Source organism: Corynebacterium sp. P4-C1 (assembly GCF_030503595.1).
GTDB lineage: Bacteria > Actinomycetota > Actinomycetes > Mycobacteriales > Mycobacteriaceae > Corynebacterium.
In genome coordinates this window covers 951080-975437 of the sequence record NZ_CP129966.1, presented here as the reverse complement: position 1 = coordinate 975437, position 24358 = coordinate 951080, and the positions used below count along the sequence as shown (strand labels likewise).

Sequence of the window (24358 nt, the reverse complement as noted above, 5' to 3'; positions counted from 1 at the left end):
GATGCGACTCCTCACACCGAGGACCCCATTAAGCGCGACCGTACGGCAACCGCTGAACTCCAGGACCTCCTCGACGCGAGGAAAGACGGTCAACAGCAAGCAATCGCCTCCCCTGAAGATGCCGTGGAGATGGCCTCGGAGGACGAGAACCTGAAAATCGATTGGACGATTGTCGCTCCGCTCGCTGCGGTCGTCGTCGCCATCGTGGTCTGGGGCCTTGCCGCGAAAGAGAGCTTCAGCGCATTCTCCGACGCGTCGTTCAGCTGGGTCATCGAGAACCTCGGTTGGGCGTACGTCTTCTTCGGCAGCGTCTTCGTGGTGTTCATCCTCGTGATCGCGCTGTCCAAGTTCGGCAAGGTCCGGCTGGGAGCCACCGACGAGCAGCCGGAGTTCAGCACCATGTCGTGGATCGCCATGATGTTCGCTGCCGGCATGGGTATCGGCCTGATGTTCTTTGGTGCGTCTGAGCCGCTCAACTTCTACCGTGACGGCATTCCAGGTATGGATAGCGCGGATTCCGTCGGCACGTCGATGGCGCAGACGATGTTCCACTGGACCCTCCACCCGTGGTCCGTCTACGCGATCATCGGTCTCGCCATCGCCTACTCCACGTTCCGTCTGGGACGTAAGCAGCTGCTCTCCAGCGCGTTCATCCCGTTGATCGGCGAGAAGCGGGCCGCTGGTTGGCTGGGCAAGCTCATCGACGGCCTCGCCATCTTCGCCACCATCTTCGGCACCGCGTGTTCCCTGGGGCTCGGCGCCCTGCAGATCTCCACCGGCCTGGAGGCGTCCGGCGTCGTCGATTCGCCGTCGACGATGCTCACCGTCGGAATCGTGAGTGTTCTGACGCTCGCTTTCCTGCTGTCGGCAATGTCCGGTGTGGGCAAGGGCATCCAGTGGGTGTCCAATTTCAACCTCATTGTCGCGGCAGTGCTCGCCATCTTCGTCTTCGTGTTCGGCCCGACCCTGACGCAGCTCAACCTGCTGCCCACCGCGGTCGCTTCGTACTTGGACCAGTTCTTCCTCATGGCCTCCCGCACTGCCGAGTCCGCGGACACTGAAGCAGGGGAGTGGCTGGGCGGCTGGACCATCTTCTACTGGGCATGGTGGATCTCCTGGTCCCCGTTCGTGGGCAGCTTCCTGGCCCGTATCTCCCGCGGCCGCACAATCCGTGAGTTCTGCCTCGGCGTGACCCTCGTCCCAGCTGGCCTGTCCACCATATGGTTCTGCATCTTTGGCGGCACCGCCATCCACATGGAGCAGAACGGCGAATCCATCTACGGCGAAGGCACCTCTGAGGAGCAGCTGTTCAACCTGCTGCACAACCTGCCGGGCGGCTTCCTCATGGGTATTGTCGCCCTGATTCTGCTGGGCACCTTTTTCATCACCTCGGCGGATTCCGCCTCGACTGTGATGGGCTCGCTGTCTCAGAACGGCAAGACCGACGCGAAGCCGTTGCTCACCGGTATGTGGGGCCTGGCCACCGCAGCTGTCGGCTTGACCCTGCTCATCGCCGGTGGTGACGATGCCCTGAATTCTCTGCAGAGCGTCACCATCGCTGCCGCGACACCGTTCCTTTTAATCCTTATTCTGCTGATGTTCGCAATCGTCAAGGATGTCAGCAACGACACCATCTACCTGGACCTGAAGGAACAGCAGCGCTTCAATCACCAGCTGGCCATCGAGCGCCGTATGCACCGCGATGCGCTCGCCAAGGCCCGTAAACGTCAGCGCATGTTCGGCACTGAGCAGTAGTCACTTATGCTGGGGCGTATGACTGTCTCCCCGAACAACTCCACCTCCGAAAATGTCCTCGTGTGCGTGGCGTGGCCCTATGCGAACGGGCCGCGCCACATCGGCCACGTCGCCGGCTTCGGTGTCCCTTCCGATGTGTTCGCGCGCTACCAGCGCATGCTGGGGAACAACGTGCTCATGGTATCCGGCACCGACGAGCACGGCACGCCACTTCTGGTCCAGGCGGATAAGGAAGGCGTGACGGTCAAGGAGCTCGCTGACCGCTACAACCGCCAGATCGTCGAGGACCTTGCGGGACTCGGCCTGTCGTACGACTTGTTCACCCGCACCACCACGCGCAACCACTACGCGGTGGTGCAGGACTTGTTCAAGGGCCTGTACGCCAACGGCTACATGATCAAGGAGGTCACCCAGGGCGCGATCTCCCCGTCGACCGGCCGCACCCTGCCGGACCGCTACATCGAGGGCACCTGCCCGCTGTGCGGCGCCGACGATGCCCGCGGCGACCAGTGCGACAACTGCGGCAATCAGCTCGACCCGGTCGACCTGATCAACCCGGTGTCCAAGATCAACGGGGAGACCCCGGAGTTCATCGAGACCGAGCATTTCATGCTCGACCTGCCTTCGCTTCACGACGCCTTGAAGCAGTGGCTCGAGGCCCGCCAAGACTGGCGCCCGAACGTGCTCAAATTCTCCCTGAACCTGCTGGAGGACATGCGTCCCCGCTCCATGACACGCGACATCGACTGGGGCATTCCGGTGCCCGTCGAGGGCTGGGAGAACGACCCGGGCAAGAAGCTCTACGTCTGGTTCGACGCCGTCATCGGCTACCTGTCCTCCTCCATCGAGTGGGCGGCGAGGACCGGCAACCCCGACGCGTGGAAGCAGTTCTGGCAGGATCCGCAAACCCCGGGCTTCTACTTCATGGGCAAGGACAACATCACGTTCCACTCCCAGATCTGGCCGGGCGAGCTCCTCGGTTACGCCGGCAAGGGATCGAAGGGCGGCGAGGTCCACGAGCTCGGCGAGCTCAACCTGCCGACGGGGGTCGTTTCCTCGGAGTTCCTCACGATGTCGGGTTCGAAGTTCTCGTCGTCCAAGGGCGTGGTCATCTACGTCAAGGATTTCCTTGCCGAGTTCGGCCCTGATCCGCTGAGGTATTTCATCGCCGTCGCCGGCCCGGAGAACAACGACACGGACTTCACCTGGGACGAGTTTGTCCGCCGCGTGAACAACGAGCTCGCCAACGGCTGGGGCAACCTGGTCAACCGCACCGTGTCCATGGCGCACAAGAACTTCGGCGAGGTGCCGCAGCCCGGTGAGCTTCTCGACGTCGACCGCGCCATCCTCGATCTGGCCTCCCAGACCTTCGAGTCCGCTGGCAAAGAACTCGGCCTCGCCCACTTCAAGGCCGCCATCACCAAGGTTATGCACGTCGTCGGTGAAGCGAATGCGTACATCGCCGACCAGGAGCCGTGGAAGCTCGCCAAAGACGAGTCCCAGCGCGAGCGGCTGGCCACTGTCCTGTGGACTGCCCTCCAGGTCGTCTCGGACTGCAACGCCCTGCTGACCCCGTTCATCCCGCACACCGCGCAGAAGGTTCACGAAACCCTCGGCCGCGACGGTATCTGGGCTGCGTCCCCGCGGGTTGAGGAGGTCATCGATGACGAAGAACTCGATTTGGTCGGTGTCGGTTTGCCTGAAGAGGGCCAGACTTACCCGGTGATCACCGGTGATTACGCATCCCAGCAAGCAGTGTGGGCCCGCGTCGATGTGGTGCCGGGCACCAAGCTGGAGAAGCCGCAGCCGCTGATTGCCAAGCTCGACCCGGAACTTGGAGAGACCGGCCCCGAGTGGGCTCCGGTGCAGTAGTTTCTGGTCACTTCACCTCCGGGAAGAAAGGGAAGTCGAGCCTGAATTCCCGTTCCAGGTCGATCAGGGCCGGGACGCACGCTTCGTAGTCGCCGTCGATGTCGTAGGCGTCCAGAATTGCGTGACCCTTGGCGAAGAACTGCTCACGGTCGCGCTTGAGGCGCTGGATGTCGTCGAGCGTGCATTTCCACCGCGGTGCCGTCGGGGTGGTGTGGCGGGCGAAGATTCCGTCCGGGTCCACCAGCGCGTAGGTGCCGTCCGCGAAAAGCCATACAATGTCGCCGGTGACCGGGTCGGGCACATAGAACGCACGGCGGTCGGTTTTGCAGTTGTGATGGTGCTGGCACAGGGAGAACAGGTTGGCCGCCGCGGTCTGTCCACCTTCCTCGTACGGGATGCGGTGGTCGAGCTGGCAGTTCCACGCCGGCTGGTCGCACCCCGGGTAGATGCAGGTGCTGTCGCGCCCCTGGACGTATGCGCGCACCGACGGTGGCGGGACGTATCCAGCAACGGTGTGCTCTTTCGCGGGGCGGATATCGACGACGGTGGTTCCCATGCTGTGCACCATCTCGGTTCCGGCTGCGGTGGTGTGGCCGTAGCCGGGGATGAATGCAGATGCGGATTCATCGAGAGTTCCGTCTGCGTCAAGCGGCGCGTAGGCGAAAATGGTCACATTCGCCGGTGGGGTGATCGCGCCGGTGAGGAGCTGCACCACGGCTTCCACCTCGGTGATTTCGTGCTCCTTCGAGGCTTCCCGGATGAATTCCTTGATGGCGGCCATGCTGGTGTGGTCTCCGGACAGGGTCATTCCGGAGGTTCCGTGAGCGATGCCGTCGTGAAAGGCGAGGTCGTACTGGCCGGGGGCGGCGCTTTCGCGGGCCTTGGGCTTGCGCTTGTCGTGCGCGACGGACGAGTCGATGCTGCCGATGAGTTTGTGCAGCCGACTGGTCACCTTGTGGGCGCTAGGCAGCTCCTGGTGAGGTTTGTCCGGGGTGAACAGGTCCACGAGCATGTCGTCGATGATGTCGTGGATGGACTGGTCGATGTCGTGCCCGAGCATGCCCACGGCGCGGTCGATGGCTTTGAGCCGGGAGAGGTCCAGGCGAGCAGTTTCCTCCTGCAGCTGTTTGAGGCGCGGCAAGGAGCCGAGCGTCATGTAAGCGTAGACAGCTGCCTTGACCTCGTTGACAGGAATGCCGGTGGCGGTGCGCATGCGGGCCATTTCCAAGTCGTGGTCGTGGGAACCGCAGAAACCGTCCTCGGCATAGTGGCGGAACACCGCGTGGTGGGATTTCCTCAGCGCCATCCCCAGAATGGCGTCGGTGTCGTCCGGATTCTCAGTTTCGAAGAACGGTTCCATCGGGCCCCACCCTTCCCGTTTCCGTGATGTGCAGTTGCATTGCTTCCCCCTCAATGACGTATGGACTTATGACTTTGTTTTCTAGTCGTGCGAACAGTCTTTCACATGGGGTGAACCAAGCCTGTGGAAATCCGTCCAGATTCGAACAAAGTGTCGAAAACATGTCCGAAATGCCAGGTCGTGAGAGAACGGCTTCGAACGCCAGGAAGGATGGGATAGGTGGGAAGGGCGGGAAAGTCAGCGCCCCAAGAACTGCTTAATGAAGGCGGTCAGCTTCCCTGGTTCGTCGTCTTCGAAGCGGGCGTCCACGACGACCAGGGGAGCGGTGTACATGTCGTGGTCGGGGGAGGTGACGACGAGGTCGGTGCCGTAGTCGTCGATAAGCAGTTGCCAGGTGAAGCCGTGCTCGCGGATGAACGCGTCGCCGAGCGCGGTGCCGTACATGCGCGCGACGTCGCCGCGGGAATAGGCGCGGCGGAGGTCGGGTTCGAGGGCGAGATAATCGGTCAAGGTGTCCTCGAAGGAGGCGACGATGTCGTCGAGCGAGCCATTGATGCCTGCGACGGCGGCTTCCGCCAGATCGCGGTCGAGCTGGGAGCGGGTGGCGGCATCGATGTCGTGGAACTTCATGCGCCCGAGGATAGGCTGGAACGCATGTCGAAGAAGAAACCGCGTCCCACGCCCGTTCCGGCCGAGCGAATTGCCGGGCTTATCGACGCCCACACGCACCTCGCCTCAGCCAATGCCCGCACCGAAGCTGAAGTCGGGGAGATGGTGCGCAGGGCGGTGGATGCGGGCGTCGAAAAGCTCTGCACTGTCGGTGACGGGCTCGACGAAGCTGAGCTCGCGTTGCAGGCCGCGCACTTCGATGAGCGCGTGTTCGCGGCGTGCGCGATCCACCCGACGCGGGCGGGCGAGCTGGACGGGGCGGCGCGTGAGCGGCTGACGGAAATGGCGGCCGACGAGCGGTGCGTGGCGGTGGGGGAGACCGGCATCGACACCTACTGGATCAAGCATGATCCCGAGGGAACTGCGCCGCTCGACGTGCAGGAGGAGGCATTCCGCTGGCACATTCAACTGGCCGTTGATTCGGGCAAGGCGCTGATGATCCACAACCGCGAAGGTGATGAGGAAATGATGCGGATTCTCGCTGATTCCCCGCGTCCCGAACATGTCATGCTGCACTGCTTTTCTTCGCCTGTCGACGTCGCCCGCGAGGCCATCGACCGCGGCTACGTCCTGTCTTTCGCAGGGAACGTGACCTTCAAGCGAAACGACGGGCTGCGCGAAGCTGCGGCACTTGCCCCAGTCGGCCAGCTGCTGATCGAGACGGATGCGCCTTATATGACGCCGGAACCGTTCCGCGGCGCGCGCAACGAACCGTCCCTGATCGGGCACACCGCGAAAGTGGTGGCTGAAGCTCGGGGAATGGCAGTGGAGGATCTCGCGCAGGAGGTCAACGCCACCTTCGGGCGCATCTTCGGAGTGTGACATAGCACACGTTAGCGTTGTTGCTGGTGGCCGGTGGCACAGGGGCCAGTGGTGGCGGATGTGGTGTTTGTGGTTGCCGACCCAACGAATTTCTGGTCTCCGAGCGATCTTTACCGTATTGTTACATGAGTTCTTCATTCCCTTCCCCAGTGAGGAATTCTCTTCATGTCGCGCCATCGTCGCATTAACAAGACTTCAACCACCCGCGCCGTCATCGCCTCCACGGCTGTCGGCGCCCTCGCCATCGGCGGGGCCACCACTGCTGTCGCCGCACAGAAATCGGTGACCGTGGACGTCAACGGTGAGCCCATCGAGCTGACCACCTTCGCAGGCAACGTCGGCGGGGCGCTCGAGGCAGCCGGCGTCCAGGTTGGTGACAAGGACCTCGTGTACCCGGCGCCGTCCGACGCGCTGGCCACCGGTGACACCGTCACCGTCCGCACCGCGAAGCCGGTCGCCGTGACCATCGACGGCGGCGAAGCGCAAGAATTCACCACCACGGCGCTGACTGTGTCCGACTTCCTGAAGGAAATCCCGGGCGCTGGCGGCACGGCGCACGCGTATGCGGAGGACGAGCCCCTCACCGACAACATGACCATCGATCTGACGTCCCCGAAGATCGTGGCCATTCACGATGGAGGCAAGACCACCTACACCGCCGCCGCGGCGAAAACGGTCTCCGAACTGCTCCGGTCCCGCGGCGTGCTAGTAGACTCGAACGACCGCGTCTCCCCGGGCATGGATGCCCCGGTGACCGGAAACATGGACATCACGATCGACCGTGTCGACGTGGATGAGCGCACCACCACCGAAGAATTCGATGTCGAGCCGCGCTTCGTCGATGATGAGTCTCTCGCCGAGGGCGAAGAGAAAGTCCGCGAGCCCGGTGAGAAGGGCAAGCGGGAGACGACCCGCCGCGTGGTCACGGTCAACGGCAACGTGGAGTCCGACGAGATCGTCAACAGTGTGGAGTCACGCAAGGGCCGCGCAGCTGTGATCGCCCGCGGGAAGAAGGCATCGGCCTCCGCGCCGGCAGTCGGAGATGGTTCCGTGTGGGATTCCATCGCGCAGTGCGAGTCGGGCGGTAATTGGGCAATCAACACCGGCAACGGGTTCTACGGCGGCCTGCAGTTCACGGCTTCCACCTGGGCGGCCTACGGCGGCACGGCGTACGCGCCGAGCGCCCACATGGCTACCCGTGAGCAGCAGATCGATGTCGCGAAGAAGGTTCAGGCCAGCCAGGGTTGGGGAGCATGGCCCGCCTGCACCGCGAGCCTGGGAATCCGCTAACCTCGAAGGGCATGACAAGCCCCGACATCCAGTTGCTCGGCCCGGTGGAGATCCGGGCCCTCGCTGACGAGCTCGGGGTCACCCCGACGAAGAAACTGGGTCAGAATTTCGTCCACGACCCCAACACGGTGCGCCGCATCGTGGCGGCGGCGGACATCTCCGGCGAAGACACCGTCCTCGAGGTTGGACCGGGGCTGGGATCGCTCACCCTCGGCCTGCTCGAAGTGGGCTGCAGTGTCGCGGCCGTGGAGATCGATTCGCGCTTAGCTCAGCGCCTGCCTGAGACGGTCGCGCAGTTCGCGCCCGAGGTGGCGGGCAACCTCGATGTGCTTAACGCGGACGCGTTGAAAGTCTCCCGTGGGGACATTCCGGAGCCGACGGCACTCGTGGCGAATTTGCCCTATAACGTCGCTGTTCCTGTCTTGCTTCACCTGCTCGAGGAATTCCCCGGCATCCGCCACGTGCTGGTGATGGTTCAGCTCGAGGTAGCCGACCGTCTGGCGGCTGGGCCAGGCTCGAAAATCTACGGTGTGCCCAGCGTCAAAGCGGCCTTTTACGGGGACGTGCGTAAAGCAGGCAACATCGGCAAGAACGTCTTTTGGCCTGCGCCCAACATCGAATCGGGGCTCGTGCGTATCGACATCCGCGAGAAAGGCTGGCCGCTCTCGTTGCGCGACCGCGTTTTTTCGCTTATCGACGCAGCATTCGCCCAGCGCCGCAAGACCCTCCGCGCCTGCTTGAGCGGGATCTACGGCTCAGGTGCTGCCGCCGAGGAAGCGTTGCGTGCCGCGGGTATTGACCCGCAGCTGCGCGGCGAGAAGCTCGCAGTCGAAGATTTCGTGCGGCTGGCGGAAGTGGGCAAAGGGAGCGGGGTGAGCGAGAAATGAAATTCACCGCACGCGCGAACGGCAAGGTGAATCTACACCTCGGGGTGGGAGAGGTACGCAGCGACGGCTACCACGACCTGTCCACCGTTTTTATGGCGGTGGACCGGCCCGAGACGGTCACGTTGACGACTCTCCAGGGTGAAGTGGAAAAACACCCGGATGCGTCCCCGTTGAGCTTCATCACAGAGATGCGCACCACCTACCACGTGCAGGAACCGGACGAAGACCTGGATACGTCGAAGAACCTGGCGTGGAAGGCCGTGGATTCCATCTGCACCGGCTACATGGGCATTCTCGCGCAGGATATGTCGCGGGAGGACATCAAACCGGACCTGCCACCTATGAGGCTGGACATCGACAAGAAGGTGCCGGTCGCCGGCGGCATGGCTGGCGGGTCGGCGGACGCTGCTGCGGCCGTGGAGGCGATCCGGGCCCTCATCGCCCACTACGACAGGCCGCTTCCCGACGAGCTGTTCAACTATCTTGTGCCGGCACTTGGGGCGGACGTGCCCTTCGCTCAGATGGGCGGCATCGCGCTGGGAACCGGCCGCGGGGACTCACTCGTGCCCATGATGGGACGGGGGAAATACTGGTTCGCTTTCCTGAACCCGAAGGTCGGCCTGTCCACGAAGGCGGTGTTTGAGAAGCTGGACGATCTCCGCTTCAACTACGCCTCCATGGTCCCGCACATGGACACCACCACACTGTCGCGGGCACTCGTCTCCGGAGACCCACAGCTGGTGGGGGCCGCCATGCACAACGACCTAGAGGCTGCGGCACTGGCGCTGCGGCCGTCGTTGCAGCAACTCATTCATGATGCCGAGGATGCCGGCGCGATCCGCGCAATGGTGTCCGGTTCAGGCCCGACCGTCGCGGCGCTGTGCGCGGACGAGGAGGGGGCGGGGGCTGTCGTCGATAAGCTTGCGTCCGAGAGCGTGGAAGCGTTCGTCGCGCACGGACCTGTTGGCGGGGCGGCGTTGCTCCGACCCTAGAATGGCCCCCATCATGGCGAACCTGATCAACCTGGAAAATGTGTCCAAGACGTGGGGCCTGAAGACCCTGCTGGATGGAGTGTCGCTTGGTGTGCAGACCGGCGACCGTATCGGCGTTGTGGGGCTCAACGGCGGCGGCAAGACCACGCTGCTGGAGGTGCTCACCGGCATCGAGCCGCCGGACGAGGGGCGCGTTTCCCACACGAACGGGCTGCGCATGGCGGTGGTGACGCAGCGATTCACGCTCCCGGACGACGTGACTGTCGGCCAGGCGGTTGTGGAGCCGCTCGGTCTGGAAGTCTTTGAATGGGCGTCGAACGCGAAGGTGCGCGAAGTGCTCGCGGGCACGGGCGTGGCGGAGCTGGGCCTGGACACTCCGGTGGGGAACCTCTCCGGCGGTGAGCGGCGCCGGGTGAACCTCGCGGCGGCGCTCGTGCAGGACCTGGATTTGATCGTGCTCGACGAGCCGACGAACCACCTGGACGTGGAAGGCGTGCAGTGGCTTGCCGACCACCTGCTCAAGCGCAAGGTCGCCATCGTGGTTGTCACGCACGACCGCTGGTTCCTCGACACCGTCGCCACTCTGACCTGGGAGGTCCATGACGGAAAAGTCGACGTGTACGAGGGCGGCTACAACGACTGGACCTTCGCCCGTGCGGAGCGCGCCCGGCAGGCGGACGCGATCGAGCAACGCCGTCAGAATCTCGCGCGCAAGGAGCTCGCGTGGCTGCGGCGCGGAGCACCCGCCCGTACATCGAAACCGCGCTACCGGATCGAGGCGGCGGAGGCCCTCATCGCCGACGTGCCGGCACCGCGCGACACGGTGGAACTCATGGCGTTCTCCAAGCAGCGCCAAGGCCGCGTCGTTGTGGAGCTGGAGGACGCGCGGATTGAATCCCCCGACGGCCGCACGCTCGTCGACCACTTGACGTGGCGGCTCGCGCCGGGCGAGCGCATCGGTCTCGTCGGCGTGAACGGCTCCGGTAAGACGACCCTGCTGCGCACGATCGCCGGGGACTACCCGCTCGCCGCGGGAAAGCGGATCGAGGGGCAGACAACGAAGATCGGGTGGCTGCGTCAGGAGCTGGACGACCTCGACCCGTCGCGCCGTGTGATCGACGCGGTCGAAGACGTGGCCACCTACATCACGCTGGGGAAGAAGGAGATGTCCGCGTCCCAACTGGCAGAGCGCCTCGGATTCTCCTCGAAGCGGCAGCGAACTCCGGTGGGAGATCTCTCAGGGGGCGAGCGGCGCCGCCTGCAGCTGACCCGCGTGCTCATGAGCGAGCCGAATGTGCTGCTTCTCGACGAGCCGACCAACGACCTCGACATCGACACCCTCCAGGAACTGGAGAACCTGCTCGACTCGTGGCCGGGAACGCTGGTGGTGATTTCGCACGACCGCTACCTGATCGAGCGCATTGCCGACGTCACCTACGCGTTGTTCGGCGACGGGGCTCTGACGAACTTGCCGGGCGGGATCGAGCAGTATCTCGAGCGCAGGAAAGCTATGTCGGAGGATTCCGGGGTGCTCGACCTCGGGGACACGGCGCCGAAGGAGAAGCCCGCGGACGCACTCAGCGGGCAGGAGCGGCGTGAACTGACCAAGAAGATGAAGTCCCTCGACCGCAAGATGGAGAAGCTCGACGAGGAAGCGGCCGCGCTCGAAGCGGAAATCACCGCGATGTCGGGGGAGGAAGCCCCTGACTTCCAGGCGATCGGCGCGAAGACAGGGCATGTCGCGGAGTTGCGCGCTCGGCGCGAGGAGCTCGAATTGGAGTGGCTCGACCTCGGTGAACGGCTGGAAGGCTGATCCGGACTAGATTTTTGGGAAAAATAGTTCAAAATCCAAAAACAAAGCTGAGTTCTCTGTACCGTTTCCGCCATGGGGAACATGGTGAGCTCAGTCACAAAAGGATTCAATTTCGCGCGCCGCACGTTCTTGGCTGGGACGGGACTCGCCGCCGCGACAGCGGCGATGGGGGTGCCGCGGGCGAGGGGCCAGGAGGCCGTGCTCACTGTCGGCCGCGGTATGGCGGACATGACAGGTGAGCCGCTGGGCGCAGGAATGAATGGCTATGCGGTGATGAAGCAGTCCACGACCGGGATCCGCTTCCGCCAGTTCGCCCGCGCCTTCATCTTCGAGGACGCCCAAGGCACCAGCAGCGTGTTCGTCATCGCGGAGATGGGCTTGATGTTCCAGTCGATTCAGTTGGAAGTGCTGCGCCGCCTGCGCGAGTTATTTGACGGCAAATACAACGAGTCGAACGTGTTCATCACCGCCACCCACACCCACGTCGGCCCCGGCGGCACGTCCGGCCACCTCATGGTGGACCTGACCACGCTGGGCTTCCGCCCCGTCACTTTCGAAGCGACAGTCCAAGGGATCGTCGAGGCTGTCGAGAGAGCGCACGCGGACAAGCAGCCGTCGAACCTGCGCCTGGTGCGCGGCGAAGTGAAGGACGCGGGCGCGAACCGCTCGTTCCAGGCGTTCAAGCGCAACCCGGCAGAAGAACTCCGCGCGTTTCCGAACGGAGTGAACCCGGAAAGCTTGACGCTTTGTATCAGCCGTGGCGGCAAGGACGTCGGCCTGATCAACTGGTACGGCCTGCATGCCACGAGCTTCGGCCACGAGCACACGCTTATCGACGGCGACCATAAAGGCTGGCCCTCATGGCGCATGGAAACGGAGCGCGGAGTTATTCACCGAGATGTCGAGGACCCGCCATTCGTCGCTGCTTTCTCTGCTTCACCCCAGGGCGATATCACTCCGAATGCGGGGCTGGAGCCCAAAACGGGGCCGGGCTACGAGGACGAGGCGAAGTCCGCGCAGATCCTCGGCGACCGGCAGATCGACGCAACCGAAGGGCGGCTGGTGGATATCTCTACCGGTGGAGCGAGGGTGAGGAACCGACACCAGTGGGTGGACATGAGGGACATCAAGATCCGCGGAGAGTTCACGCCCGACGGCACAGAACAGCGCACAGGCCCGGCGATCCTCGGCGCGGCTTTCGCAGCGTCCAGCCAGGAAGACGGCGGCGGCTTGGAGGTGCCCATCTTCAACGAGGGGGAGCGGGGCGGCACTCCTTGGGTGAAAGAACTGAATAATGTCACGGTCCCCGACGACTGGAAGGAGATCCACGGAGCAAAGGAGATGCTGCTGCCGCTGGGCTACGTCGACGGCATGATCCAGCAGGTGCTGATGTTCTCCATCACGCAAATTGCGGGCCTGACCATCATCACGAACTCAATGGAGCCGACCTCGATGGCCGGCTACCGCATGCGCAAACGTGTGGCCGAGGTGCTCGGGGTGCCGTTGGAGACCGTCGTGTGCCAGGGCTACACCAGCGGGTACGCCCACTATGTGGCCACGCCGGAGGAATACGACAACCAGGACTACGAAGGTGGCGCCACTATCTTTGGACGCCACGAGCTGTGCGCGATGGTGCAGGTCTACGACGGGCTGGCGGTATCCCTGCGTGACGAGTCCCGGGTCGATCCAGGTGCGCCTGCGGGCGACCTGACCGGCTGGATCCCGACATCGCTGTCGGGGCTGCCCGGAATCGACCGGCCGGCCTGGGGTAAGCGCTTCGGCGACGTGATCACCGCGACCGAACAGGTCAAAGCAGGGGATACTGCGTCAGTGACGTTCTCGTTTGCCAACCCCAATTCGGATCTGCGCCGCGGGGTCGGCTACCACACCATCACGGACGGGGCAGGAAAGATCGTCGCGGACGACTTCAACTCGTCCACCATTATCGAATTCGTGAAGAACGCCGACGTGGTCAACGCCCGCATTTCATGGGACACCGATGGGGTTTCGCCCGGCACATACACCGTGAGCGCGAAGGGCGTGTCCCGCGATATCGGCGGCTCGCTTACCCCGTTTACCGGCAGCACGGAAGTGAGAGTGGTTTAGCTCGTAGACTGGGGTCCATGATTTTGATCAACGTCCGTTTCCGTCCCCTGCCCGAGAACACCGAGAATTTCCGCGAGCTCGTCGCCGAGTTCACGGAGGCCTCCCGCGCGGAAGAGGGCAACCTCTTCTTCGAGTGGTACCGCAACACCGACGACCCGCGCGAGTACATCCTGGTCGAAGCATTCAAGGACGATGCCGCTGAAGCGCACGTCAATTCCGACCACTTCAAAGCGGCCCAGGAGCTGTTCCCGCAGATTCTGGAGAAAACCCCAGACATCATCAACACCCTGATCGACGGCAAGCTCGAGTGGGACGAGATGGCGGAGTTCCAGGTTTAGCCCCCCCGTGTTTTCTAGGTCAGAGGATTCATTCCCGCATCGGTTCGCTGGCCCCTTAAACTGTGCGCAGTATTTGAACTAGATCTGCTTAGGAAAGGGAGGGCCTATGTCTTCACAGGAAGTGGCCGCCGAGGTAGGGAGGAAGGGGCTCGGCCCACTTCTCGGCGCCGTGTTCCTCATGGCAACCAGCTCGATCGGCCCGGGATTTCTCACACAGACCAGTGTGTTCACCGTTCGGTTGGGGGCTGCCTTCGCGTTCGCGATTCTTATTTCCATTCTCGTGGACATCGCTATCCAGTTGAATGTGTGGCGCGTGCTCGGTATTTCGGGACTGCGCGCGAACGAGCTCGGCAACTCGGTGCTCCCCGGGTTGGGTTGGGTGATGTCGATACTGGTCTTCGCTGGCGGTGCGATCTTCAATATCGGCAACATCGCCGGAGCGGGGCTGGGCATGAATGCGATGTTGGGGATCGACCCGAAGATCGGTGGTGCGATCTCAGCGGCCATCGCCGTGTTCATCTTTTTGTCCAAACGCGCAGGTGTTGCCCTAGACCGCATTGTTGTGGGGCTCGGCGCAATCATGATCCTGCTCATGCTGTACGTCGCTATTGTCTCCCAGCCGCCCGTCGGCGATGCATTGAAGCAGACGTTCCTGCCTGAACAAGTGGATTTCGCGATCATCGTCACGCTGATTGGCGGTTCGGTTGGCGGCTACATCACCTTCGCCGGTGTCCACCGCATCATTGATTCGGGTCAGACCGGTGTAGAAAATATCAAGAATATTTCGAATGCATCTGTGCTGGGCATCGTGGTGATCGGCATTATGCGAGTACTTCTCTTCCTCGCTGTGCTCGGTGTCGTGGCTACCGGCGTGGCGCTTTCGAAAGATAATACGGCCGCCGATGCCTTCTATCAGGCCGCCGGGGAGTTCGGCCTTCGTGCTTTCGGTCTGGTGCTGTGGGCGGCAGGCTTGTCATCTGTGATTGGTGCGTCCTACACCTCGCTGACATTCGTGACCACTCAGAAGATGGGAGTGAAGCTGCGTAACTGGCTCACGGTGGCGTTCATCGTGGCGTGCACGATCCTCTTCCTCTTCGTCGGTGCTGCGCCGCAAAAACTGCTGATTTTCGCTGGCGCGTTCAACGGGTTGATCCTGCCGATTGGTTTCGCCGTGGTCATGTGGGCCGCGCTTTTCCGCAAGGATTTGCTCAAGGGGTACAACTACCCGGTGTGGATGAAGGTCGTCGGAGTGATTGTGCTCGCTGGAACCTTCTGCATGGGTGTTCGTTCGCTCGCAGGGTTGTCAGAGATTTGGGCGTAGAGAAGGAACCCGCCCGCGCACGGGAGTTTTTCCGCACTCATGATGTCGGCACCACTGCGGGGTGGGCGCCGGGGTACGCACAAGCGAATCTCATCGCTGTGGATGAGAAGTATGCGTTCGACTTCCTGCTTTATGCCCAGCGTAACCCGAAGCCATGTCCTGTCTTAGGGGTTCTCGAGGCCGGGCAGCTGGAGTCGAGCCTCATGCCTGGAGGAGATATCCGTACCGATATCCCCGCGTACAAGATCTACAAACAAGGGCAGCTTATCGACGAAGTGACCGACGCGACCGGTTACTGGACCGATTCCACGGTAGCTTTTCTCATCGGATGCTCATTCACATTCGAAGACGCGCTGCTGGCAGAGGAGATTCCTGTCGCCCACATCGAGCAGGGGCGGAATGTGTCGATGTTCATGGCGAATATCGAGACGGAACGTGCCGGTATTTTTGGGGGCCCGATGGTGGTCTCAATGCGACCGATCCCAGCGAACCGAGTAGCGGATGCCGTTCGCATTACCTCGCGCTATCCGGCAGTGCACGGGGCACCCGTGCACGTCGGGGATCCGGCAGCGATCGGCATTCGAGACCTCGAAGCCCCCGATTTCGGCGACCCGGTGGAGATCCCAGCCGGAACGATTCCGGTGTTCTGGGCGTGCGGTGTCACACCCCAGTCGGCTGTGATGAGTTCAAAGCCGGAGCTGGCTATCTGCCATGCTCCGGGCAAGATGCTCATTACCGATATCCCGGATCGGTACTATCAGGTCCCTTAAACGATGGTGGCGATGGCTACGCCCGGTTTCACGCGGTCGCCTTCGTTAGCGGAAACAGAAATTGTGCCAGCCGTAGGCGACTTCAGCGTCGACTCCATCTTCATGGCCTCGACAACGGCCAGCGGTTGACCCTTTTCCACTGAGTCGCCGTCGCTGACCATCCACTTCACGATGGTGGAATCAAACTTCACGGTAACGGCACCCTCTCCACTAGTCCCGGAAGACTCTGGCTCGCTCGTTTGTGGACCGCCACCTCCAGAGCACATGCGGCGGGGGATACCGATCTGGTGCAAGCGGCCGTCGATTTCGATGACGACGGTCTCCCGCTCGTCGTAAAGATGCTCAATATCGCTGGTTTCGTGGTTGGCGCTCGGCGAGTAATTTCCGTCAACCCAGTCGGTGTAAAGGTCGAGGGAATCGCCGTTCAGCTCCGGTGCGTCCACCATGTCGCGGTGGAACGGAAGTACCGTCCGCACGCCCTCGATGGTGAACTCCTTGAGAGCCTGGCGGGAACGCGCCAGCGCAGCATCGCGGGTCGGTGCGATGACGATTAGCTTGGCCATGAGCGAGTCGTAATAAGCCGGAATCTCACTACCGGTGCGCACACCGGAGTCGACGCGGATGCCGTGTCCAGTGGGGACGTCGAAACGCGTGACCGTGCCCGGCGACGGAGCGAAACCATTGGTGACATCCTCGGCATTGATGCGGAATTCGAAGGCGTGCGAGGTGATTTCCGGGTCGCCGCCAAAAGACAGTTCTTGGCCGTCGGCGATGCGGAACTGCTCTGCGATGATGTCTACGCCCGTGACTACTTCCGTGACTGGGTGCTCGACCTGCACACGAGTGTTTACCTCGAGGAAGGAGACAGTGCCGTCCTCTGAGACGATGTATTCGACGGTGCCGGCGCCGATATAGTTGGCGGAGCGGCAGATCTCGCGTGCGCCGTTCTCGATGCTGTTGCGTTGTTCCTCGGTCAGGAAGGGTGCGGGGGCTTCTTCGATGAGTTTCTGGAAGCGGCGCTGAGTAGAGCAATCTCGGGTGCCTAGGACCGCGACATTGCCGTGCGTATCGGCGAGTACCTGGGCTTCGACGTGGCGGGGATGGATGAGGAATTTCTCCACGTAGCATTCTGCGCGGCCGAAGGCTTCCTTGGCTTCGCGTCCGGCGGAGGCGAATGCATCTTCGATGTCTGCTTCGTCATACACGACCTTGAGGCCGCGACCGCCGCCGCCGTAGGCTGCCTTGATAGCGATCGGCATGCCGTGCTCTTCTGCGAACGCGCGGGCCTCTTCCCAGTTATCGATCGGATCCTCGGTGCCCGGGGCCAGCGGAGCACCGACTTCAACGGCGACGCGCCGGGCTGCGATCTTATCGCCGAGCAGATCGATAGATTCGGGAGTGGGGCCGATCCAAGTGAGCCCCGCGTCGACGACAGCGCGAGCGAAGTCTGAATTCTCCGAAAGGAAGCCGTAGCCGGGGTGCACGCAGTCCGCGCCCACCTTGTGTGCGAGAGAGATCAATGCGGGCACATTCATGTAAGTCTCGGACGCGCTGTTGCCGGGGAGGTGGTAGGCCTCGTCGGCGACTAAGGTGTGCAGCGCGCCGGTGTCAGCGTCGGAGTAAACGGCGATGGACCGAATACCCAAGTCACGCGCCGAGCGGGCGATGCGAACTGCGATCTCGCCGCGGTTGGCGATGAGAACGGCTTTGAGCGAGGTTTCTGGTGCGGGAGTGGACATGGGCTTATTCTCCTTCGCTGTAGAGTTCGAAGCGGATAGTGGAACCGGGGGAGAGCTGGGCAGCGATGTCGACATCTTCGCTGATCACAGTGGCGATAGCGGGGTAGCCGCCTGTCACGGCGTGGTCGCGGAGGAATACCACCGGCAGCCCGCTCGGCGGCACCTGGACACTTCCAGCCACCATTCCCTCTGAGGGCAGCTCACCACCGCGCTCGCGCTGCAATGGCTCGTCGGTCTCCAAACGGACACCGACTCGGTTGGACTCGCCGGTCACCGTGAAGGTGGTATCGAGGAATTTTTCGACTTCGGATTTGTTGAACCAGTCATCGCGTGGGCCGAGGACGCAGCGCACGGTGGAGACGTCTTTGGTCACGCGCAGCGGGTTCGAAAGCAGATCGGTTGCGGTGCCAGGATTTCCCATGGCCACCGAGACCGTGTCGCCGGCCTGGATTGGTGCGGGTCCGAGCCCGGAAAGCAGGTCGGTGGCGGCGGAGTTGAGCTCCGTGTCGGCGATCAATCCACCGCGCACAGCGACATAGGAGCGCATGCCCGTCCTTGGTGGGGAAACCACGAGCTGGGCGCCTGCGGGAACAATGATCGGGGTTGCCAACGGGAAAGGTTGCTGCCCCACGAAGACGTCGCTGTCTGCACCGGTGACGCACACGACGGCTTCGGCCAATGCGGTCATGGACAAACCGCCGATATTCTCCAGAAGCGTCGCGTTGCGCTTATTTCCCACTACGTCGTTGGCGATGCGGGCGGATGCTCTATCGGAAGAGCCAGACGTAGTCACTCCGAGACTGCCGTATCCTTGCCTTCCGAGATCTTGGTAAAGGGTTTGCAACCCGGCCTCGTCGACGGTGAACAAGGGCATCCGCGGGGGAGTGTCCAGCTTATAGTGGCTGGTCTCCTGCTCGTCGGTGAGCTTATCGACGCGAACGTAGCGCACCGTGTCTCCTGGGCTAACGAGCGCCGGCGGTTCGGCGGTTGAATCCCACATCGGCGTCGTGGTCGTGCCGATCAGCTGCCACCCGCCAGGGGACGTGCGTGGATAGACAGCCGAAAAATCGCCTGCCAGCGCAACTGCGCCCGCGGGCACTTCGGTGCGTGGGGAGGAACGGCGGGGCACATCGAGTGCATTAGCCTCATCGGCCGGAACGCAATAGGTGAACCCGGGAGCGAAGCCGCCGAAACCGGCTTTCCAGACCGTGGATGTGTGCCACTCGATAAGTTCTTCGGGAGTCTTACCGAGCAGCTGGGCGAGTTCGTCGAGGTCTTCGCCGTCGTAGCAGACCTCGATCTCGATCTCGCGTGACTTTTGGGCCTCGGCAGCCTCCGGCGTGAAGGTGCGCAGAAACTCTGCGGCTTCCTTTGCCGCGGACGTCGAATCGAAGGTGACCAGTACGGTCCGGGCGCCAGCGACAACGTCAGTCTGGCGTTCGAGCGGAGAGGTGTTCAGTGCTCCGTAGAAGTCCATAACCTCTTCGAGGCTGTCTAGGTCGATCATGAGTGCGCGTGTGCCGACGCGTCTGATGTCTCTTCTCACAGAAAACTCCTGATCTCGATTCCTTCGTCCTTCAACCTAGCCACCACACTGCGGGTCAGCTCCACCGAACCCGGGGAATCGCCGTGGACGCAGACGGATTCTGCTTGAACGTCGACGACACTGCCGTCGATAGCCGTCACGGCACCCGTTGACGCGACCTGCAGCACCCGGTCTGCCACTTGCTGTGCGTCGGTCATCACCGCGTTCGGTTCGCGGCGCGACACCAAGGTGCCGTCGGGGTTGTACCCGCGGTCGGCGAAAGCTTCGCGGATAACCCTCAAACCGGCCTTTTCCGCGATTTCCACGGCAATGCCGCCGGGGAGCAGCATGACGGGCAAATCACCGAATGCTTTGATCCCGGCGACTACGGCTTGAGCGTGCTTCTCGTTGTGGACGATGGTGTTGTAGAGCGCACCGTGCGGCTTGATGTAGCGAACCTGAAGTCCCTGAGCCCGGGCAAGGGCATCCAGCGCGCCGATCTGATACAGCGTTTCGTCGGCAAGCTCGGCCGGGTCGTAGTCGATAAAACGACGGCCGAAACCAGCGGGATCCTGATACGCGATGTGGGCGCCGACGACGACGTCTCTTTGTTTCGCGTCCACGAGAGTACGGCTAATGGAGTGTGGGTCGCCCGCGTGGAAACCCGTGGCCACGTTCGCACTCGAGACCATCTCCAGCATGGCCGCATCGTCGGCAACCGGGTTGCCAGCAGTGGTTTCGCCCAAATCGGCGTTGAGGTCGATGTGCTCGTTCATAATTCACCAACTTTCAGAGTTATGGAAAATACTCATAACAGTCTAGTGACCCACCTCTCCGTGGATTCAGGCAAAGACCCCGGACACCAATAGGCTCCACATTGTGCGCCGAAACGTAGCGGGGTCGATGACCGAGTTCAATGAGCGGGAGCAGGCGTATTACCGTTGTAGGTATGACATCCGAGAACACGCATAAACCGCCGAAGCTGTCCAAGAAGGCCTACGAGGAGGAACTGCTCCGCCTCCAGGCCGAGTTGGTCAAGATGCAGCAGTGGGTCGTGGCCACTGGCGCGCGCATCGTCGTCGTCATGGAGGGCCGCGACGCAGCGGGCAAGGGGTCGGCGATCAAGCGCATTACCCAGTACCTGAATCCGCGCGTGTGCCGTATTGAGGCTTTGCCGAAACCGACGGAACGCGAGCAGACGCAGTGGTACTTCCAGCGTTACGTCGAGAAGCTTCCCGCTGCCGGCGAGATCGTGATTTTCGATCGCTCCTGGTACAACCGCGCCGGTGTGGAGCGCGTCATGGGCTTCTGCACCACGGAGGAGTACCGCCGTTTCCTCCACCAGGCACCGATCTTCGAGCGCCTGCTCGTGGAGGACGGTATCCACCTGCGCAAGTACTGGTTCTCCGTCTCCGACGAGGAACAGCACGCCCGCTTCGAGTCCCGCCGCAACGATCCGCTGCGCCAGTGGAAGCTCTCGCCGATGGATCTGGAGTCCATCACCAAGTGGGAGGACTATTCCCGCGCGAAGGACGAGATGTTCATTCACACCGACATCCCGACCGCTCCCTGGTACACCGTGGAATCCGAGGACAAGAAGCGTTCGCGCATCAACGTGATCTCGCACCTGCTGTCCACCATCCCGTACGAGCACATCGAGCCGGACCTGCCGGATGTGCCGGAGCGCCCAGAGTCCGACGATTACGAGCGGCCGCCGCGCGCGGAGTTCCGCTACGTGCCCGACGTGGCCGCCAACTTGGAAAAGGGCAAGCAGAAAAGCACGAAGAAACGCAAGAAGAAGTAGCTATTTCGGGTAGCCGCGGGGGAGCCAGAAACGTGGAGCTCCCCCGCGGATTAGCGGATTAGGGCACGGTCCTTAGCTTGTCGACGTCGTCTTGCGGGGTGTTTCCCACGGTGACGGTGACTTTGGCCTGTCCGTTAGAACGGCAGGGGCGGCAGTGCCGGCACGTCGATAAGGCCTGACTGCACCGCGCCCAAGCCGAGGGCGGCGCTGACAAAAGCGAGTACTGCGAGGATGAGGGCGACGGTGCCACCAGTCGAAGAACCGGTGGAGCTGGTTGAACTTTCCGAGCCGGATTGGGGCGCGCTGTCGGGGCGGGCTTTGGAGTGGTCGGAAGTGGAACCGAGCGGCAGGCAGTCCGCCAACTCGTCGATGGTGTAGAAAGCCGAGTCATCTGCCACGGGCATGCATCCCGCGTGGAACGGGGTTTCCGCCTCGTTGTAAAGCATGCGAACGAGGGTGACACCCGCGTCATTCTGAAACGCGTCCCACTGGATGTTCGCGCCCATCGGCGTAACCTTGTCGCCGCGCCAAGTGGAATTGTCGTAAGACATGACCTCTTCGGCGGGCACACCTTTCTCGGAACCAGGCAGCTTAAGCAAGGCGGCGAGCGGGGCGATGGTCTCGGCGTGGCCGAACCGGTACTCGGCTGCGATGTTGCCGCCGGCGGCGCGATCCTGGACCCCCTTGATCATATGATCGAGGAGGGGTTCGTAGATGTCGTAGGACACCGATTGTCCCTCGATACCCGGGCCGCTTCCGTAGAATTTCTCTACGTCGAGTAAGTAAGCGAGCTGTCGACCGTCCTCATCATCCATGAACTGGTCGAAGATCCAGCCTTCGGCCGGTTTAGCGGGCTCGTTCTCCATCGCGGGGGCGATGATGTACAGGTTGTAGAACTGAAGTGCCGCGTCGGCGGTGCCTTTAACTTTCTTACCGCTGGCGCCGACAAACTTCAGCGTCCCGTTGTCGAGGTCGTCGATGAACTTCTGGTCGAAGATCTTGGTGAGCAGGTGAGTCGCCGCCTGCTGGGATGCCTCGGAATTCTTGGCTTTGTTCACCTTTTCGTCGAGGGTGTCGCTCTCGGTCCACTCGGAGTACGCCGCGTAACGCGGAGAATTCTCGTCGGAGTGGGCGTGCAGCAGGTCGAATCGGTCCTCGACGTTGACGGTGTTGTTGGTCATGCCGTCGGCTAGGTTGTCAGACAGCTCTGGAACAGCCGAGAGCAACCCCTGCCCGAAAAGCTCGCCGGATTCCTTCGCGCGGTCCGCGCCGGAGGACATGAACTTCACCTGGTCGGTATCGCTCTGAGACACCGATTCCAAGAATGTCAGGTTGCGGGCCGCATTGCGGGTGCCGATACCGCGCAATTCGTTGCGGCCGAACGTGGTCAGGTTGCCGTAGCCACCTTCCCCCGGACCGGTGAGCTGTTCGTTTGCGCGAGACATCGCCTCCACCTGAGGGATTAACTTCTCGCCGAGCGGGGTCAACTCTCCACGCTCTTTAGCGGAAGCTAGCATCTGGCCGGCGAGGTCGTCGTATTTGAAACCGGACAAGCCGCGGGAACCGTGACGGCCCACGGAGGCGGTGTAAATCTGGTGGAAACCAGCGGGAGGTTGGCTGTAGGAGGAGATGGGGGCGGCGGGGGAATATGGCTGTTTGGTGGAATAGTAGGTCGCTGCCTCGGCGGCACCAGCAGGAACGAGTGTCGCTGCAGTGGCTGCGACAGTGGCGAGGGCGATGGCGCGACGGGCCAGTGCTGGGGAGTGTGGCACGGGGAACTCCTTAGTGGAAACGGGGGGAAACAACAGGAATTACAGCTTAAAAGCCCCTGGTGAAAAGCTGGTTACACCGATGTGAACATCCGCCACTGTTTGTGTTTTTATCGACGCTCGGATCGAGGACACGACCGAGTGGGAGGAAATAGCAAGAAGAAATAGCTATTTCGGGTAGCCGCGGGGCGTGCTGACCGTTTTGTTGCGGGGGATCCAGAAACGGTAGGGCGCGCCCGCGTTCTTGCTGATTCCGATGCGCGGGCCAACCACCCATTCGGGTTCCTCGGTGCGCATTGTGAGCTGGACGGGTGTGCCGTTGTCGTCCAGGGCTAGGCCGAGGGCGCGCCCGAGATTTCCAGGTCCGCGGGCGAGGTTTTCGTAAGGAATTGGGGCGCGGTCTTTCACTTGTCGACGGCTGCGGGCGAGCTGCTCTCCCCCGACGATCTCCCCGCCGCGCATGAGGCACCCCTGGCCGGTGCCCTCCGGCGCACAGACGATGTTGCCGTTCAAGTGGATGCCGTAGGACAGGTAAACGTAGAAGCGGCCGGGCGTGCCGAACATGGCGGCGTTGCGTTTGGTCCGGCCCCGGTATGTGTGGGCGGCGGCGTCTTCGGCACCGAGGTAGGCCTCGACTTCCGTCAGCCGGACGGTCACGCCGTTGTGGCTGACGCAGCAGCCGAGCAATTGTGGTGCGACGACGTTGGCGGGGGCGGTGAAATCTATGCCAGCCATGCCTGCAGCTGCTTGATCGCGCCGTGATCGGCATTGGAAGCGGCGATAATGTCCGCGATAGCTTTGAGTTTCTCGTGGCCGTTCACCATCGCCACGGCGGTGCCGGCGGCCTCGAGCATCTCGAAGTCGTTCAGGTAGTCGCCGATGGCGGCGGTGTCCGCGATGGCGACCCCGAGGGAATCGGTGAGGGACTGCAGGGCGCGGCCCTTGTTGGTGTCCGGGGACATGACGTCGACCCAGTTCGCGCCGGACACGGCGATGCTTTGGCCCGTTGCCGCCATGGCGATTGGCAGACCGTCGGTCTCGGCGTCTGTTTCGACGTAGAGGGCCACCTTAATGGTCGGGCCGCCGGATTGTTCCGCCGCCTCCACGAGGGAAGGTACGCTGCGCCGCGAGTGGTAGTACTTCTCGGTCTCCGCCGCCGCTGATTCCGGGATGTCCTCGGCGACGAAGGCGAATTCCGGCTGGCACACCACAGGGTGCACGGGGGAGTCGGATTCAGCCGCGGCGCGGAGGACCGCCCCGACCGCCTCCTCATTCATCGGCTTGGTGGAGACAACCTCGCCGCGGTGCCACACCACGCCCCCGTTTTCCGCGATGAAGGTCTCGATGCCGCGCCCGTCGAACATGTCCTGCAGCGTGGCCAGCTGACGGCCCGACGCCGGGGCGATCACCATGCCCTTCTCCTTCGCGTCCTCCAAGACGGACCAGAACTCCTCGGGGATGTTCCCGTCCGGGTCGACGAGGGTCCCGTCCATGTCCAAGACGACAATGCGGGGAAAAGTCATAGC

20 protein-coding genes are annotated in these 24358 nt (G+C 62.7%); 12 read left to right on the top strand and 8 right to left on the bottom strand.

Features of this window, described 5'->3' with window-relative positions; all coding sequences use genetic code 11:
* The first annotated feature begins 129 nt into the window (after nt 1-129).
* Nucleotides 130-1755, top strand: coding sequence for a BCCT family transporter (locus QYR03_RS04600; RefSeq protein ID WP_301713123.1), 1626 nt, complete (start codon nt 130-132; stop codon nt 1753-1755).
* An 18-nt stretch (nt 1756-1773) separates the two neighbouring features.
* Nucleotides 1774-3627, top strand: coding sequence for a methionine--tRNA ligase (metG, locus tag QYR03_RS04595; protein WP_301713070.1), 1854 nt, complete (start codon nt 1774-1776; stop codon nt 3625-3627).
* Between the two features lie 7 nt (nt 3628-3634).
* Here the strand turns inward: metG and QYR03_RS04590 are convergent, their stop codons facing one another.
* A complete protein-coding gene (locus QYR03_RS04590) occupies nt 3635-4987 on the bottom strand; it encodes an HNH endonuclease signature motif containing protein (RefSeq protein ID WP_301713071.1) in 1353 nt (450 codons plus the stop codon).
* Between the two features lie 237 nt (nt 4988-5224).
* Nucleotides 5225-5617 (bottom strand): DUF3806 domain-containing protein, encoded by a 393-nt coding sequence (locus tag QYR03_RS04585; RefSeq protein WP_259851547.1) that lies wholly within the window; start codon nt 5615-5617, stop codon nt 5225-5227.
* Nucleotides 5618-5641: 24 nt separating this feature from the next.
* Here QYR03_RS04585 and QYR03_RS04580 point away from each other — a divergent pair, with 24 nt between their 5' ends.
* From QYR03_RS04580 to QYR03_RS04540, 9 genes are all read left to right on the top strand, one after another.
* On the top strand, nt 5642-6478 hold the full coding sequence (locus QYR03_RS04580) for a TatD family hydrolase (protein ID WP_301713072.1): 837 nt from the start codon (nt 5642-5644) through the stop codon (nt 6476-6478).
* 165 nt (nt 6479-6643) lie between these two features.
* Nucleotides 6644-7768: a resuscitation-promoting factor gene (locus QYR03_RS04575; RefSeq protein ID WP_259851549.1), complete on the top strand. Its 1125-nt coding sequence runs from the start codon at nt 6644-6646 to the stop codon at nt 7766-7768.
* An 11-nt stretch (nt 7769-7779) separates the two neighbouring features.
* Nucleotides 7780-8655, top strand: coding sequence for a 16S rRNA (adenine(1518)-N(6)/adenine(1519)-N(6))-dimethyltransferase RsmA (rsmA, locus tag QYR03_RS04570; RefSeq protein WP_301713073.1), 876 nt, complete (start codon nt 7780-7782; stop codon nt 8653-8655).
* The gene (locus QYR03_RS04565) at nt 8652-9647 is read left to right on the top strand and encodes a 4-(cytidine 5'-diphospho)-2-C-methyl-D-erythritol kinase (protein WP_301713074.1); all 996 of its coding nucleotides are present in this window, start codon (nt 8652-8654) and stop codon (nt 9645-9647) included. The genes rsmA and QYR03_RS04565 overlap by 4 nt, the downstream gene beginning before the upstream one ends.
* Nucleotides 9648-9660: 13 nt before the next feature.
* A complete protein-coding gene (locus QYR03_RS04560; protein WP_301713075.1) occupies nt 9661-11460 on the top strand; it encodes an ABC-F family ATP-binding cassette domain-containing protein in 1800 nt (599 codons plus the stop codon).
* A gap of 72 nt (nt 11461-11532) precedes the next feature.
* Nucleotides 11533-13566 (top strand): neutral/alkaline non-lysosomal ceramidase N-terminal domain-containing protein, encoded by a 2034-nt coding sequence (locus QYR03_RS04555; protein WP_301713076.1) that lies wholly within the window; start codon nt 11533-11535, stop codon nt 13564-13566.
* A 17-nt stretch (nt 13567-13583) separates the two neighbouring features.
* Nucleotides 13584-13904 carry a putative quinol monooxygenase gene (locus QYR03_RS04550; RefSeq protein WP_301713077.1) on the top strand — a complete coding sequence of 107 codons (321 nt, stop codon included), beginning with the start codon at nt 13584-13586 and terminating at the stop codon, nt 13902-13904.
* Between the two features lie 106 nt (nt 13905-14010).
* A complete protein-coding gene (locus tag QYR03_RS04545; RefSeq protein ID WP_259851555.1) occupies nt 14011-15225 on the top strand; it encodes an NRAMP family divalent metal transporter in 1215 nt (404 codons plus the stop codon).
* Nucleotides 15216-15995 (top strand): putative hydro-lyase, encoded by a 780-nt coding sequence (locus QYR03_RS04540; RefSeq protein ID WP_259851556.1) that lies wholly within the window; start codon nt 15216-15218, stop codon nt 15993-15995. Before QYR03_RS04545 ends, QYR03_RS04540 begins: the two co-directional genes overlap by 10 nt.
* On the opposite strand, the gene QYR03_RS04535 is transcribed toward QYR03_RS04540, so the two are convergent.
* Genes QYR03_RS04535 through QYR03_RS04525 form a run of 3 tightly spaced genes read right to left on the bottom strand, consistent with a single transcriptional unit; the run spans nt 15992 to nt 20038 of the window.
* Complete coding sequence (locus QYR03_RS04535) at nt 15992-17734, bottom strand: biotin carboxylase N-terminal domain-containing protein (RefSeq protein WP_301713078.1); 1743 nt, start codon at nt 17732-17734, stop codon at nt 15992-15994. The two genes, QYR03_RS04540 and QYR03_RS04535, sit on opposite strands and share 4 nt — an antisense overlap.
* Before the next feature lie 4 nt (nt 17735-17738).
* Nucleotides 17739-19241 (bottom strand): urea amidolyase family protein, encoded by a 1503-nt coding sequence (locus QYR03_RS04530; RefSeq protein ID WP_301978997.1) that lies wholly within the window; start codon nt 19239-19241, stop codon nt 17739-17741.
* 35 nt (nt 19242-19276) lie between these two features.
* Nucleotides 19277-20038 (bottom strand): LamB/YcsF family protein, encoded by a 762-nt coding sequence (locus QYR03_RS04525; protein ID WP_301713124.1) that lies wholly within the window; start codon nt 20036-20038, stop codon nt 19277-19279.
* Nucleotides 20039-20208: 170 nt separating this feature from the next.
* Here QYR03_RS04525 and ppk2 point away from each other — a divergent pair, with 170 nt between their 5' ends.
* The gene (gene ppk2 / locus QYR03_RS04520; RefSeq protein ID WP_301713080.1) at nt 20209-21063 is read left to right on the top strand and encodes a polyphosphate kinase 2; all 855 of its coding nucleotides are present in this window, start codon (nt 20209-20211) and stop codon (nt 21061-21063) included.
* A gap of 134 nt (nt 21064-21197) precedes the next feature.
* On the opposite strand, the gene QYR03_RS04515 is transcribed toward ppk2, so the two are convergent.
* The 3 genes from QYR03_RS04515 to QYR03_RS04505 all read right to left on the bottom strand — a co-directional run bounded on the left by QYR03_RS04515 (nt 21198) and on the right by QYR03_RS04505 (nt 24355).
* Nucleotides 21198-22835 carry a histidine-type phosphatase gene (locus QYR03_RS04515; protein WP_301713081.1) on the bottom strand — a complete coding sequence of 546 codons (1638 nt, stop codon included), beginning with the start codon at nt 22833-22835 and terminating at the stop codon, nt 21198-21200.
* A 165-nt stretch (nt 22836-23000) separates the two neighbouring features.
* Entirely contained in the window at nt 23001-23567 is a 567-nt protein-coding gene (locus QYR03_RS04510) for a DNA-3-methyladenine glycosylase (protein WP_301713082.1), read from the bottom strand.
* The gene (locus QYR03_RS04505) at nt 23555-24355 is read right to left on the bottom strand and encodes an HAD family hydrolase (RefSeq protein WP_301713083.1); all 801 of its coding nucleotides are present in this window, start codon (nt 24353-24355) and stop codon (nt 23555-23557) included. The genes QYR03_RS04510 and QYR03_RS04505 overlap by 13 nt, the downstream gene beginning before the upstream one ends.
* Nucleotides 24356-24358 lie beyond the last annotated feature (3 nt).